Below are 14,981 nucleotides of genomic sequence, written 5' to 3'. Positions count from 1 at the left end.
ATATCATTATATTCGAATATGCTTGCGAAAGTCCTATCTTTTTAGTTAATTTTTTTACTTTTATATTGTTTATTAGGTGTGGTACTATGGAAAATATCGAATTTGAAATAAAATATGCAATAGAACACATGATGGAAACCAACTATCCAAGAAGAGAATTTTGGAATATGGATGACAAAATCCCAAATTTAATAAGTGGAATTAGGGCAGGAGATGATGCGGTAGTTGTTGGAAAGAGTGTTATAAACATGGAAGGACCTTATCCTTTAAAATTGGGCTCTAAAACCGCTCTAATACATACTGCATGTGATGTTGTGGCAATGGGGGCAAAGCCAAGATTTGCAATGAATGCAATTCAGGCGAAGGATAAAGAGGAAATAAAAATAGCAGTTGGTGGTTTAAAAAAACAATCTATTGGATTGGATATTCCAATAATTGGTGGGAATACTCAGACAGTTGAGAGTTTAAAATCATGCATCTGTGTTGCTGTTTTTGGGGAGTTGATAACTGATAAAGTTGTTAGGGATGGGAATGCAAAGGAAGAAGATGTTTTAATAATGCTTGGACATCCTGTTGAAGGAGACATTGGAGAGAGGATTTATAAAGCGAAGAATAAATTTGACACATATCTTGAGATTGTTAAAAATATTGGTGTGCATGCTTGTAAAGATGCTTCAAGGGGAGGATGGTTGTGTAATTTGTTGGAGATGCTCGTTAAAGCAAGAAAAGGAGTTGAGATTTTTTCCATTCCATACCCAAGAGCAACGAGATATATGGGAACTTATATAATATCCGTTGATGAGGAGGATGTTAATGATGTCTTAGATATTGCAGTACAAAACAGATGTCCTGTAGTAACATTTGGGAAAATAAAAAAAGAGTTGAATCTAACAATTGGGAATAAAAAATATATAGATGAGGAAAAGATGAAGGAACTGATAAAAAACTTCCCATACAAACTTTAGCGATAGATAATTTTTTGGTTTTCAAATAAAAATTTAAATATAAAAATCAAAATAATAATTTAAAAACAATTTGGTGAAATCATGAATGAAGAGGAAATAATAAATAAAATCTGCACATTCATAAAAGAGAAAGTTGAAGAGGCAAAGGTAGATGGAGTTGTTTTAGGTTTAAGTGGGGGAATTGATTCATCATTAACTGCCTACTTGTGTGTTAAGGCATTGGGGAAAGATAAGGTTTTAGGTTTAATAATGCCAGAAAAAAACTCTAATCCAAAGGATAGAGAGCATGCTGAACTTGTGGCAAAAACTCTCGGCATTAAATACATTGTTTCAGATATAACAGATATATTGAAGGCATTTGGTGCTGGAGGTTATGTTCCTACAAGAGAATTTGATAAAAGAGCAGATGCAAATCTAAAACCAAGGATAAGAATGTGTATCTTGTATTACTTTGCGAATAAATATAATCTCCTTGTTGTTGGAACTGGGAATAAATCAGAGGCATATATGGGGTATGCTACAAAATATGGGGATTTAGGATGCGATATTTTGCCAATAGGTAATTTATTTAAAACAGATGTTAGAAGGTTGGCAAGATACTTAGGCATTCCAAAAGAAATTATTGAGAAATCACCATCAGCAGGTTTATGGGAAGGGCAGACAGATGAGGAAGAACTTGGAATTACCTATGATTTGTTAGATAAGATATTGATGGCTTTAGAGGAAGGGAAGGATAAAAAAGAAATTTCAAAGGAATTAAATGTCCCAATATCAAAAATTGAAGAAATTTTGCAAAGAATTGAAGCAAATAAACATAAACTTTATCCACCACCAAAACCCAACTTATAAACTATCTTGTAGTTATAATAAATGAAGATGAATAAATAATTAACTTTTTTTAGGTGAAATTATGAGATACGTTGCCTATAAAATACATCCAGAGGAATTTTTAAAAAATGAAGTTGAAGATAATGCATTAGTTTTAGAAGGGCATAAAATTTATAGGGTTAGAGTTTTAGGAGAGGTAAAGAATATAAGCGTTGGAAAAATCCACTCTTTTGAAGTTGGTGGTGTTTTAGTTAGGTATTTTGGAGATAAGGGATTAGATATCAAAGAGGGAGATTTTGTTGACGTGATTGGTAGAGTTAGGATGCATGAGGGGATAAAATACATAGCATTAGAGATTGTAAAAAAGAGAAATAAAGACAAAGAAAAATGGAAGGAATTGAGGGATTTAGAGATAGAAAAAACAAGAAAATACTTTATTGAAGATGAATCATTTGAAGAAAAAGATATTGAAGAGGAGATTTTAGAAAGTATATATGGGGAGGATACTGAGGTTATCAAAAATGAAAATATTAAAGATGAAATATTGGGACTAATTGGGGAAAATGAGGGAATATCTCTTGATGAAATCTGTGATAAGTTAGGCATGGATGAAGATGAAATCTATGAAGTTATTCAAGAGTTGATTGACGAAGGAGAAATTTACGAACCATCTCCAAATAAATTCAAAATCTTGTAGAATTTACATATCCCCCCTATATTTTCTAAGGGTATCATTCACAATACTCTTTAGGTATCCTCCAGGAGGTTTTAACTCTTCCAATAACCCAATAACCTTTTCTCCATGTTTTCTTGAAGTTGGCAAATTTTTCAACGCCCTAAGCAAATACAGTCTAAAATCCTCATCAGGACTTTCAAAACTTTTTAATATATTTACAACAACATCATCAACATCTTCTTTTTCCACATTTAGGGCTATAATTAATTTCAAAGCACGTGATTTTACCTCCCACATCCTATAGTTTAAAAGTTCGGAGAGTTCAGGTAGGAACTTATATACTAACTCATAATAACCCTCATTCAAAGCATCCTCAAGAATGTCCAACAACTCAATCTTAACCTCAGGATAGGGTTCCTTCAATATTTTCTTTAAAAAGTTGATGCACTTTTCCTGAATTTTGTGATAGTTATTAATCATCCATGATCTAAACAATCCAGGATTTGAAATTATTAAAACAACCATGAATTTTTTTATCTTTTCCAAAATTATGTAGTAACCGATGTCAATTAATGGACATATCTGCTCAAAGATATCACTGGAATAGTTGTTAAGAAATTCTATGAATTCACTATCCTCGTTTTCTATTAGGTTTATAAAGTTATCTAAAATAATAACCTTTAATATTATACCCCTATCACCAAAAATCTCTTTTAATTTGGTAATATCTTTGTTTTTAACAATATTTTTTACAATTGATTCACACGCTTTTCTATCAAGTGATTTTCTCTCTATTACCAAAAGTTTTCCTTCTTCGTCACCTACAGTATTAAGTATCTCCATAATTACCTCTAACGATTCCTCATCCATCTCATAAATTACCAATTCTTTTAATTTATTTAACATCTCGTCACTCAGTTTTATTCCAAAATTAGTAAATTCAAGTATTTCTTTTAAAGTTTTTCTCTTTATTGGAATTGGATATTTATCAATCCATTTACATAGACAAGTGAAATAATACTCAAGAATCTCAGAGTATTTGGATTGTATTGTATCGATGATTTCCTTTGCAATGTCATATCTATCGTAGAGTTTTATTAACTCATATAAAATAAAGGCTGTGGATGTGAAGTACTTTCCATCAATAAATTTAAGAATACGGACTATGGTATCGTCATTATTTGCTTTTATTTCTTTATTTAACCACAGTTTTATTTTTGTAAATACTGGTTTCCTAAATGCAGGATTTTCTATTAAATTCTCCAAAATCTCCAATTTTCCAATATCATCCTTTTCAAAATAATCCATAACATAATCTACTTCAGGAAACTTATTTAACAAATATTTGGCAAGGGATTTAACAATTTTATTGTCATTTACTAAATACGTCATAATTATTGATGACAGCATGGAATTCCTCAAATTTTCATCCTTAATTACGTTAGAATAATCATTACCTAATATATTTGCATATAACAATAGATGTTCAATAACAACCTCCGAATACCAATCATAAATACACTCAAAAATCTCAATTAAATCATGTTTTGGAATGTAGTATTTTTTGTGGTTGATTATTCTTAAAATCCAAGAACCTTTAGACCTTATTATCCAAACGTTATCTGAAAGTAGGTTCTTTACGATGGCGTAGTACTCGTTTATGTGGTATGGGTATGCATAAAGGATATTCCCTAATAATTTACTTGAAACTAATCTATCGACCCAATCATCGCTATTGAGTTTTAATTCAATGTTTCTGAATATTTTGGAAAAGAGTTTTCCTTTAAGTTCTTGTATGTATTTTTCATCAAAATCAGGATGAACATTTGGGGCCAAGTAATCTTCCACATTTTCGTTCATAGATGCCAATAGGAAAATTAGAAAGACATAACAATTTTGATTGCTGCATACTAATTCCTTTATTTCTATTCGATTTACGAATTTTTTTATGCTTTTTTTAATTTCTGAACTATTACTATTTGTGTATATGATTGACAACGCCTCTAATATGTAACATTTTACAAGCATATGTCCCTCAATCAAAAATTCGTGCCCCCTCTCCAAAAGGATTGATAAATAATTATTTATTAATTCCTTATCCAAATATTTTTCAGTATCACGATGTGTTATGATTTTTGAAAGTGTCAGATAAGATATTATCTTTACAATTTCATATCTACAGTATAATCTATCTAAGATATCATTTATAAAACCCCTAATTTCCTCCGGAGTATAAAGTTCAAAGAGCATATCGACATTACGTTCCACAACACTTAAAGATAATATCTCCACTATGAGGTCACTTTCCCCTAAAAATTCCAAAACCTTTTTGAATTCATCTTTTTCTATATGTTTGGAACCAAAGTACATATTTATCAATGGATGTGTGGTTTCTTCATCAGTAAATCCATCAACATTCAATGGAATATACTTCAATCTCGAAATTTTAGATAGTATTAACTTTGCCTCTGGTTCTTTAAATTCGTCAAGCATTGAAGCAATAATTATTTGGATTAATCTAAGTTTATCATTTATTAGAAGATGTATAATTTCAGGGAGTGTATTTTTTAAGTATTCTGGATGATATAGAGATATTGCCGATATTTTTAATATCACTAGTGCCCTTTTAACACCATCCTTTGAGTAAATTTGATAGGTTAGTTCATTAATGATATCTTCTATAACTTTTTCAGGAATGAGGTTGATTAACGATTTCAAAGCATTTAACACAATCTTATTTTGTGTGAAGGTAAGTATATATGCATGGGACATTAATTTTTTAAATTCTGGTAGGCTGATTATATTTGGATTCTCATTGATGATTTTTTTAATTGAATTCAAAGCACTAACCTTAATTAAAGAGTTTTCATCATGAAGTAATCTAACCAAATAATAAACTACCTTCTTAAATTCATCCTCATTCTTTATTTTAGATAATAAATGCACAGCATTAAGACGTTCTTTGTAGTCATTTGATTGAATGAATTTGCTAATATCGGTAATTAAATTTTCCATAAAACCACCAAAACAATCCAATCCGTTGTAATTTAATAATTTTATGTAAAACTTGGTATATATACTTTAATGAGTTTAAAAAATATTTTTACCTAAAAAAATTTTATTTATCTAAGGATTTTGTTTATCTAATTCTCCTAACTACAATAAGCCCAACCATAAAACCAATTAAAGACACCAAACAATAATAAATAACATCTCTCTTTCTTATTAAATCCAACTTTATGGTTTTATTAATTACATAATCCTTTATGACACTATTTCTATTAATTTTTAAGACAACTTTTGAATTATTCAAGTAGATTATTTTTGTATAGTTATTTATTTTTATATTGGTCTTCGTTTCTGTTATATCTACTCTGTTGCTAAATGACCACTTATAGCAAATAAATTGGACTTTGTCATTAAACTTCCTATTATAAACCCCATAGTATTCTACATTCCAATTTATATTTGTGGTGGACTCAGAAATATTTATCGGAATTGAAACATTTGTTGTACCATTTGGTGATAAAGTTACATCGTATTGGATTTCAGGAACGTCATAATCTTTGCGATTTATGAAGTTGATGTATGCAGTTATTGGATTAGAAAATGGGTTTTTTAATGAAATATTTAGATATAATGTTCTATTTTTTGTTTTATTTTCTCCAATATTGATGTCGTAATTTATTGGACTGATATTTTTAATATCTACAATAAACTTTGCACAATCTGTTCCATTTAGCGGGTCTTTTACAATACACTTCACTAAATAGTAAGTATAATTAGAGTATCTATGTATGGGGTCTTTTTTTGTGGAGTTATATCCATCACCAAAATCCCAGAAATAACTTAAAGTGTCACCATCTTCATCATATGCAAATGCATGGAAATGAACTTCATTATTATTCAGTATTTCATAAGATACTGTCAACTTTGGAGGAACATTTGTTTTTCTTTTTATTATATGTACAGTCATGTTCCTTACAGTTAAATTGACTTTTGTGTTATTTGAGTATATTGTAAGATTATGTAAATATATTACAGTATCAACGGTTTTATCCACTTTGGATTTTACTGAAAATGTTATTAAACTTGTAGTTCCGTTGATGGGTTGTTTAAATGATAGATTGAAGTAAATACTACTTCCATTTATTGATATATTTTTGTATGAAATATTGTTAAGTATATGGGAGTATACACTTACATTCTCAATCCCCAATAGTGATGTATTTACATAAACATATCCAGAAATATTAGTAATGCTGCAATTTACATTGAGTAATCTTAAATGTAGATAAGAGGCATATTGTCCATAGGACATGTTAATTTCAGTACTATCGCTTCCCACATCAATTTGTATGGTGTTGTTGATTTGGGATGTTTGAGTAATATTTGATATTTCTTTGTTTAATATAATAGAAGTATTTGTTTTTATTCCGTTTTGATATATATCCATAGCAATATTCCCACACTCATAAAATTTAAGTGGTAAATTCAAAACGGAAAGGTAGGTTTTATTTTGATATGCCCCATCAGGAACAATTGAAAATGATATGTTTGTAAGATTACCACCGTAATATGGTGGAAGGGAGGAAAAATCTTTTTTGAATATATTTACAACCAATAGGCTTTTTGAAAGATTTTGAGTTATGTTTAATAACATTGTAGTTGTTGCATCCATATTGGTTTTTGGCGTAATATTGATATAGAGTATTTTTCTATTTACTATTGGCTGTTTAAATGAAAGATTAAAGTATAAAGTACTCCCATTCATTAAAATACTCTTGTATGCGATATTATTCAACAAATCAGATGATACATTATAATCTAACACATCCAATAGTGAAGTATTTATAAAAATGCTCCCTGAAATATTGGTTATTGAAATCTCATTTCCGCTTATTAAGTAAACAACCTTGGCATCTCCAAAAGAAATATTTGTGTATGAAATTCTTGAACGTTCAGACCTTAAAGATATATCAATTTCAGGATCTAGTTTACATGTTCCTCCACATATGCTAAAAGCAGGGGATTTCCCAATATCCAAAATCTTACCGCCCGAATAGGCAGATACATTGATAAGGGATACTTTATATATATCTGAGGATTTTATATCTGACTTATTAAATGCAATTCTTATATTTGCAATTTCAAAAGTTCCTGATTTATTTGGGGTTGCATTAAAGTACAAATAACATCCAATCCAACTGTTATTCACATATTCATTCTTTATTTTGTAGATGCTTTTATTGCCCAAAAATTTTAAACTAAGTGTGGTATAATTTGAGGTATTGTATATGTATATACATCCTGAAATGTATGTGATATTTTCTTTTACATTATATGCAATCAAGGATAGATTTTTCAACTCTCCACTATCTAAATAAAATTTTTCATAATTATTTTCCCCATAAAATGCCAAACCACTATATAATGCCTTTCCAATATTTTTTTTAATTGTAAATTCCTTGTAGGATATATTTGGTTCAATATTACCGAGTAGTTGTACATTATTCAATGAAATCGTTCCATTTATCTCTTTTATTGGTGTGATAGTGTTATTTAAAATTAATGTCCCAGTTAAGGACTTGTTATATTCAAACACATTAACAACAAAATAGGCATTTGGAATTTTGGTTATATTATTCCCAGTGCTATTTATTGATATATTTGCATTTATTATGTTTATGTCATATTTAATCCCATTTTCATCCGAAACTGATGTTGGAGTATCTTTTTCTTTTAACTTTACCATAGTGGTTCCATTAGATAACGCTTTGAATGTCAATGTTGCAATTGTAAAGTTCCCGTATGGATTATTTGAAAACCACATCAAACTTATTTTTCCACCACTAACATCTACAGTTTTTAAACCGGCAGTATTTGCAGTATTACTTAACTGAATATTTGTTAGATTCAACAAACTTTTATCATAATCTATTGTTGCTTCAAAACCCCCACATTTTGTACTACTTGGGACATTTTTAACTAATAATATTAAATTAAATGACTCTCCAACATTTACACTTACATTCGAAGGGGATAACTCAACAATTACCTCACCGTATGAAAAACCAATAGATAAAACAATAATAAGTAAAAACAGAAAGTATCTCAAACTATCCTCCCTAATATTTTCCCAAAAAACCAAACATCACTCCTCCTATTAAGCTTACAATAAATATCAAACTAAACAACTTGAAATCAACATCATTATAATCAACATTTAAAACAACAGATACATTTGGCTTAATTTCTGAGACGTTTAGTTCTTCAACAATAACCTTTGGGGCCTTTTGGTTGGTAATCACATTTATTTCATTTATAATCTTTGTAGTTCCTCCAGAAACATCAAGTTCTCCTTTTAAATTTTTAGTGAAGTTTCCAGTTCCCACACCTTTTATTACAATATCACATCCTTTAAACGTTGTGTTTGGGTAGTTTCCCAATCCATCATATTTATATCCCTGTGTTGATGAGACTTTTGATTTATTTTCAAATATAATGGATAAATTCCCTTCTTTTTTTGGATTAAATGTTAAAGTTCCTATTGTTACCTTATCCTCAAAAACATCCTCCCCAAACATGATTGACAAATAGAATTCACCGCCCTTAAATTCGAATGACTTTATCTTTTCATTTTTACAAAAATCACTCCAATCAAATCCAACACTTTCCAAATATTCAGGGGAATAATTAATGTATATATCTAAACCTCCTAAACCACCATCTGATTTGTTATCATTTAATCTACTTTCTAAACTATCTTTTGGAGGAATATTTTCAACAGTGATATTTATTTTTATTAAATCTCCCGTAGTTTCTACCTTTTCAGGTTCAAGTTTTAAAATAACATTTTGTAAATCTTCAGAACATACGCAATTGAAAAATAAAAGAGTCAAAATTATTGCTATTCTCTTCATTTACCCACCTATCCAAATAGTCGTTTTATAACATCGATGATGCTACTTATAAAACCAGCAATCATATCCAAAAATCCTTTTTTTTCTGAAGTTTCATTTTCTTTTTTAACTTTAAGTTCCACATCTCCAGAGAATATGTCAATTTTATTTCCATTTTCATCAGAACCCTTTGATACAATTTTTATTCTTGTACTGTTGTCATAATCTAAAACTTTAACAGTTACTCTCCCTACATAAAAATCAGATTTTAATGGATTATCAAAGACAACAAACTTTACAATACAACTATTATTCGTCATTTTCTCTTCGTAAAATTTCCCAGCCATCTTTTTTATATCTTGATTTCCCGAAAAACTTGTTATTTTTAAGTTATGTGGAACATTAACACTACATTCAAATCCTACAATTGATTGGTCATTTTTTACATTTAATGTTATATTGAACTCATCTCCAACTTTGACTTCTTTTGGTATTTCTATGTTCAAACTCGTTGCATACACTGATGTTAATGTAAGAACCAATATCAAAAATTTTAAATATTTCATATCATACACCTCTTTTAAGTTAATTTTACAAAATATAAAGAAAACCATAATATTTATATATTAAATATCCTATATACAAAATTTGTGAAACTTTAAAAATAACCTTATCTTCATAATAAATAAAAATTTTTCGGTGATAGATATGGCAAAAAATATAAATAAGATGTTGATAATAATATTAGGTGTTATATCCTTAATAACAAGTATAAGTTGTACTTATGCTGAGGGAAACTACAACTACAGATTCGGGGATGTAAATGAGGATGGAAGTATAGACATCGCTGATGTCGTTTATCTCTTTAAGAACAGAAACCTTGACCTAGAAGATGGAGACATAAACGCCGATAATAGTATAGATATCGCAGATGTTGTTTATCTCTTTAAGAACTACGATGAGATGAGAAAGCAAATAAAATATGCACAAAATATGAAATTAACTTACTACGATGAAAATGGAAACGAAGTAAACCCATACAATGGTGAAAAATGGGCATATAAGATATTTGAGGATGCTACAGGGCAAAGACTCCTATTAAAAAATGAATCCCAACCAATACCAAGTTGGACTGAAGGAAAATACGACAAAGTAATTAACGTCCCATTAAAAAATGTTGTTGTAATGAGTTCCACCCACATAGCATTGATGGAGCCATTAAACGATGATGGTTCAGTAATAGGTTCAGTTAAAGGTATTATGTGGGGTGGTTATTACACATGGTATTTCGACGATATAAAGAAAGGTCTTGAAAATGGTTCAATAATCGATGTTGGTTCATCCTACAACCCAGATTGGGATAAGATTGTCAATATTTCCCCACAGGTTATATTCGTTTACCCTGGATATAGTGGGGATGCAATAATTGCAAAGTGTAAGGATTTAGGATTAACCTACGTTGCAGATGCTGAATACTTAGAAGGAACATACCTTGCAAGATGTGAATGGGTTAAGATGTTTGCTGCATTCTACAACAAGGAAGATGTTGCAAAGAAATACTTCGCAAGAGTAGATAAGAGGTCATGGAATGTTGTAAGGAAAACCTATGGTTGCGATTCAAATGTTTTAGTTGCTTGGGGTAAAAACTATCCAAAATATGGAGGAACTTACGTTCCAAAAGCACAATCCTACGTAGCAAAAGGAATAATGGCATTTTGTCATGCTAACTACATCTTCACAGATATTCCAGGAACTGGAAGTGCTAAGATTGATTATGAAACATTTGCTGAGAGGGCAAAAGATGCTGACATATGGGTTGTTCCATCATCAACAACTTGGCTATCTACATTCAAAGATGACCATCCAGGTTATACAACATTTAAAGCAGTTCAAAACGGAAGATTATTCTGTATAAGTCCTGACTATTGGCAATGTGGATTGATGAACACCGATGAAGTTTTAATGGATTTAGGAACAATCATTCATCCAGAGGCATTCAAAGGAAGAACCACACACTTCTTCCTCAAATATAACCCAGATACAAATACTGCAGAACCATATACTGCAAACTAAATCCCTACTCTCTTTTATAAAAAATTTCAAATCTTTTTTTAGGGTGAGATGGAATGAAATGGAGAATTACATTGTTAGCAATATTAATGATTTCTTTCTTAGGTGTTTATGCAGATAATGTAAGTGTTGAACTAATCCCAAATGAGATAAATGTTAATGTAGGGGAGACATTTAATTTAGATTTAGTTGTAAAGAATGTTCCAGAAGATACAAAATGTGGAGGTTTTGATGCGTACATAACTTATGATTCAAGTTTATTAAATCTAACAGATATTCAGTTAAGTGATGTTGCAAATAGTGCAAATTTAAAGGATATAAGTGTAGAAGATGGAAAAATAAGTTTGATGTGGTTTTCAAATAATCCATACGGGAACTTTACAATTGCAACATTGACATTTAAGGCATTAAACGAAGGGAGTGGAGTTATATCATTGAGCAAAACTGCCATGTCTGATACAAATGGATTTCATATTGAACCATTAATTCTAAGAAATTCAAACATAACAATATTAAAACCAAAATCTGACTTAACAGTAACAAACATATCTGCAAACTTAAAAGCCTATGAAGAAAATACCATTAACGTAACTGTAGGGAATGTTGGGGAAGTTGATGCTTCAAATGTAAGTGTTGATTTTTATGTTGACTCAGAAAAGATAGGGTCAGAAACTATTGATTCACTAAAAGTCAATGAAACAAAAACCGTAACCTTCACATTCACACCAAAAGAAGAAAAGAACTACACATTTGTTGCAGTAATGGATCCTAACAATGAGATAGATGAAAAGAACGAATCAAACAACAAGTTTGTAAAAGTGTTATACGCCGTTGAAGAATCAATAGCATTAGGCGTTGTTTCGACATCATCAGTTAAAACAGGAGAAACATTCACAGTCGATATCAAATTAGATAATATAACCGATAAAAGACCTGCAAAAGGTTTAGATGGAGTTTTAGTTTATAATCCAGATGTTTTAAACTGCACAAACTTTGAGTTTTTAGTTAATGCATCTGAAGAATTGAAAAATGTAACTTTCGAGAAAGGAAAGGTAACATTCAGTATAATGGACGGAAACATAACTAAACCAACAACAATAGCAAGGGCAACATTTAAAGCGATAAACGTTGGAAGTTCAGTAATTGCATTAACAGATACTGTTGTTTCAGATATAAACGGACACAAATTTAATAAAATAATAACAAACGCAACAACTGTAACAGTTGAAGGTCCTGATTTATGCATTGAAAATATAAGTGTTGATAATCCATACTACATGGAACCAGCAGTGGTTAAGATTAAGGTGTCAAATAAAGGGCATGCAAACTCAGTTGAAACATTTAACGTTCATTTATACATCGATTCAGAAGACTTGGGAGTTAAAGATATATCTAACTTATCAGTTGGAACAACAAAGATTATCGAATTTAACTGGACACCAACAAGTATCAAAAATTACACAATAGTAGCAACAATAGACCCAACAGTTGATGAAAATACATCAAACAACAAATTAGTTAAAATAGTTACAATAACAGAAAGACCTATAGCATTAAACTTAATTTCTTCAACAAACCTAACAAAGACAGATGAAACATTTACAGTCGATATCAAATTAGATAATATAGCCGATAAAAGACCTGCTAAAGGTATCGATGGAATATTGCTATACAACCCAGATGTTTTAAACTGCACAAACTTTGAGTTTTTAGTTAATGCATCTGAAGAATTGAAAAATGTAACTTTCGAGAAAGGAAAGGTAACATTCAGTATAATGGACGGAAACATAACTAAACCAACAACAATAGCAAGGGCAACATTTAAAGCGATAAACGTTGGAAGTTCAGTAATTGCATTAGATGGTGTTGCTATCTCAGACATCGACGGATACAAGTTCAACAAGATTGTTGTAAATTCGGCAACTGTAACTGTTGAAGGTCCAGATGCCTGCATTGAGGATATAACAGTAGAGAATCCATACTACAGAGAACCTGCAGTTGTAAAAGTTAAGGTATCAAACAAAGGACATACAAATTCAACAGAGACATTTGATGTTCATTTATACATCGATTCAGAAGACTTGGGAGTTAAAGAGATATCTAACTTATCGGTTGGAGAAACAAAAGTTGTTGAATTCAACTGGACTCCAACACATATAAAGAACTACACAATAGTAGCAACAATAGACCCAACAGTTGATGAAAATACATCAAACAACAAATTAGTTAAAATAGTTACAATAACAGAAAGACCTATAGCATTAAACTTAATTTCTTCAACAAACCTAACAAAGACAGATGAAACGTTTACAGTCGATATCAAATTAGATAATATAACCGATAAAAGACCTGCAAAAGGTTTAGATGGAGTTTTAGTTTATAATCCAGATGTTTTAAACTGCACAAACTTTGAGTTTTTAGTTAATGCATCTGAAGAATTGAAAAATGTAACTTTCGAGAAAGGAAAGGTAACATTCAGTATAATGGACGGAAACATAACTAAACCAACAACAATAGCAAGAGCTACATTTAAAGCAATTGATATAGGAAAATCTGAGATTATGTTATCAGATGTTAAAGTTTCAGATGCAAATGGATACAAGTTCAACAGTGTGGTTGTAAATTCAGCAGTTACTAAAGTTGAAGGTCCGAACATCAACGTCCAAGTAACTGTTAATGATCCAGCAATCTACAGAATAAACAACTCAATAACTGTAACAGTAACAAACAATGGACATAAAGACATAACAATACCATTTGATGTTAGAGCATATATTAACTCAGAAGAACTTGGAAATGCAACAATAGGTTCATTAAAATCTGGAGAATCAAAAACTGTAACATTCAACTGGACCCCAACTGAATTAAGAAAATACACAATAGTTATAATTGCAGACAGTTCAAACAGCATCAAAGAAGAAGATGAAGATGACAACAAGGTTGTTAAAACTGTAAAAGTTGTAGAGATTCCAGTATTCATAAAGATGTATAAAGCATTAGAAAATGGGAATAGTATAACGGCAAAGATTGAAGTTGGTAACATTAATGAGAAAAGACCTGTTGGGGGATATGACTTAAAGATATTGCTCAAGAACTTAACAGTCGTGGATGTTAAAGCAGTAGGAATAAGCAACTGGAGTGTATCAAACAACACATTATTTGTAAGCGGATACAATATCTCGGAAATAGGTAATTTTGAAGTAGGAGAAATTACATTTAACATAACCAACAGCACATACTCGGCAATAGCAACAGACGTAAAATTATCAGATACAGGAGGACATAAATTCTTAAAGGTTTGTATACAAAATGGAATTATCAATTTAGGAGATATTAAAAAGATTATTAAAATAGATAATGAAACTGAAAAATCAATAAAAGATGTTAATTTAATTATTGGGGATGAATTCAACATAACAAAATTAACGCTTGATACAGAAGATGACATTACAATTCCAATTGTTGGAAAAAATATAACCATTAATAAAACTGTAATTGATACATTAAGAGAAGTAAAAGAGAAAGCAAAAAAGATAAATA

General features: G+C 30.2%; 9 protein-coding genes. 5 read left to right on the top strand and 4 right to left on the bottom strand.

The annotated features are described in order from the left end of the window. Window positions 1–86: 86 nt before the first annotated feature. From METFODRAFT_RS07500 to METFODRAFT_RS07490, 3 genes are all read left to right on the top strand, one after another. The gene (locus tag METFODRAFT_RS07500) at window positions 87–965 is read left to right on the top strand and encodes an AIR synthase related protein (protein ID WP_007044975.1); all 879 of its coding nucleotides are present in this window, start codon (window positions 87–89) and stop codon (window positions 963–965) included. An 81-nt stretch (window positions 966–1,046) separates the two neighbouring features. After that, entirely contained in the window at window positions 1,047–1,814 is a 768-nt protein-coding gene (locus METFODRAFT_RS07495; protein ID WP_007044974.1) for an NAD+ synthase, read from the top strand. 61 nt (window positions 1,815–1,875) lie between these two features. Next, complete coding sequence (locus METFODRAFT_RS07490) at window positions 1,876–2,490, top strand: hypothetical protein (RefSeq protein WP_007044973.1); 615 nt, start codon at window positions 1,876–1,878, stop codon at window positions 2,488–2,490. A gap of 3 nt (window positions 2,491–2,493) precedes the next feature. Here METFODRAFT_RS07490 and METFODRAFT_RS07485 read toward each other — a convergent pair whose 3' ends face one another. The 4 genes from METFODRAFT_RS07485 to METFODRAFT_RS07470 form a co-directional block, all read right to left on the bottom strand. Continuing rightward, entirely contained in the window at window positions 2,494–5,484 is a 2,991-nt protein-coding gene (locus tag METFODRAFT_RS07485) for a hypothetical protein (RefSeq protein ID WP_007044972.1), read from the bottom strand. A gap of 124 nt (window positions 5,485–5,608) precedes the next feature. Then, window positions 5,609–8,620 (bottom strand): PKD domain-containing protein, encoded by a 3,012-nt coding sequence (locus METFODRAFT_RS07480; RefSeq protein ID WP_007044971.1) that lies wholly within the window; start codon window positions 8,618–8,620, stop codon window positions 5,609–5,611. After that, window positions 8,598–9,392, bottom strand: a complete 795-nt coding sequence (locus tag METFODRAFT_RS07475) for a hypothetical protein (RefSeq protein WP_007044970.1) — start codon at window positions 9,390–9,392, stop codon at window positions 8,598–8,600. The genes METFODRAFT_RS07480 and METFODRAFT_RS07475 overlap by 23 nt, the downstream gene beginning before the upstream one ends. Window positions 9,393–9,400: 8 nt before the next feature. Next, window positions 9,401–9,937: a hypothetical protein gene (locus tag METFODRAFT_RS07470; RefSeq protein ID WP_007044969.1), complete on the bottom strand. Its 537-nt coding sequence runs from the start codon at window positions 9,935–9,937 to the stop codon at window positions 9,401–9,403. Window positions 9,938–10,079: 142 nt separating this feature from the next. Here METFODRAFT_RS07470 and METFODRAFT_RS07465 point away from each other — a divergent pair, with 142 nt between their 5' ends. Beyond that, entirely contained in the window at window positions 10,080–11,444 is a 1,365-nt protein-coding gene (locus METFODRAFT_RS07465) for an ABC transporter substrate-binding protein (protein WP_007044968.1), read from the top strand. A gap of 53 nt (window positions 11,445–11,497) precedes the next feature. Then, window positions 11,498–14,981, top strand: a 3,484-nt coding sequence (locus tag METFODRAFT_RS07460; protein ID WP_007044967.1) for a CARDB domain-containing protein, incomplete at its 3' end; no start/stop codon positions are given.

This window comes from Methanotorris formicicus Mc-S-70, assembly GCF_000243455.1.
GTDB lineage: Archaea > AGJL01 > Methanococci > Methanococcales > Methanococcaceae > Methanotorris > Methanotorris formicicus.
The sequence above is the reverse complement of the archived record's forward strand: the minus strand, read 5'-3'. Positions and strand labels throughout refer to the sequence as shown.

Bases quoted from the DNA above. Each gene is read 5' to 3' on its own strand.
- METFODRAFT_RS07475 (WP_007044970.1), bottom strand. From the start codon at position 9,392: ATGAAGAGAATAGCAATAATTTTGACTCTTTTATTTTTCAATTGCGTA.
- METFODRAFT_RS07500 (WP_007044975.1), top strand. From the start codon at position 87: ATGGAAAATATCGAATTTGAAATAAAATATGCAATAGAACACATGATG.
- METFODRAFT_RS07495 (WP_007044974.1), top strand. From the start codon at position 1,047: ATGAATGAAGAGGAAATAATAAATAAAATCTGCACATTCATAAAAGAG.
- METFODRAFT_RS07470 (WP_007044969.1), bottom strand. From the start codon at position 9,937: ATGAAATATTTAAAATTTTTGATATTGGTTCTTACATTAACATCAGTG.
- METFODRAFT_RS07485 (WP_007044972.1), bottom strand. From the start codon at position 5,484: ATGGAAAATTTAATTACCGATATTAGCAAATTCATTCAATCAAATGAC.
- METFODRAFT_RS07490 (WP_007044973.1), top strand. From the start codon at position 1,876: ATGAGATACGTTGCCTATAAAATACATCCAGAGGAATTTTTAAAAAAT.
- METFODRAFT_RS07465 (WP_007044968.1), top strand. From the start codon at position 10,080: ATGGCAAAAAATATAAATAAGATGTTGATAATAATATTAGGTGTTATA.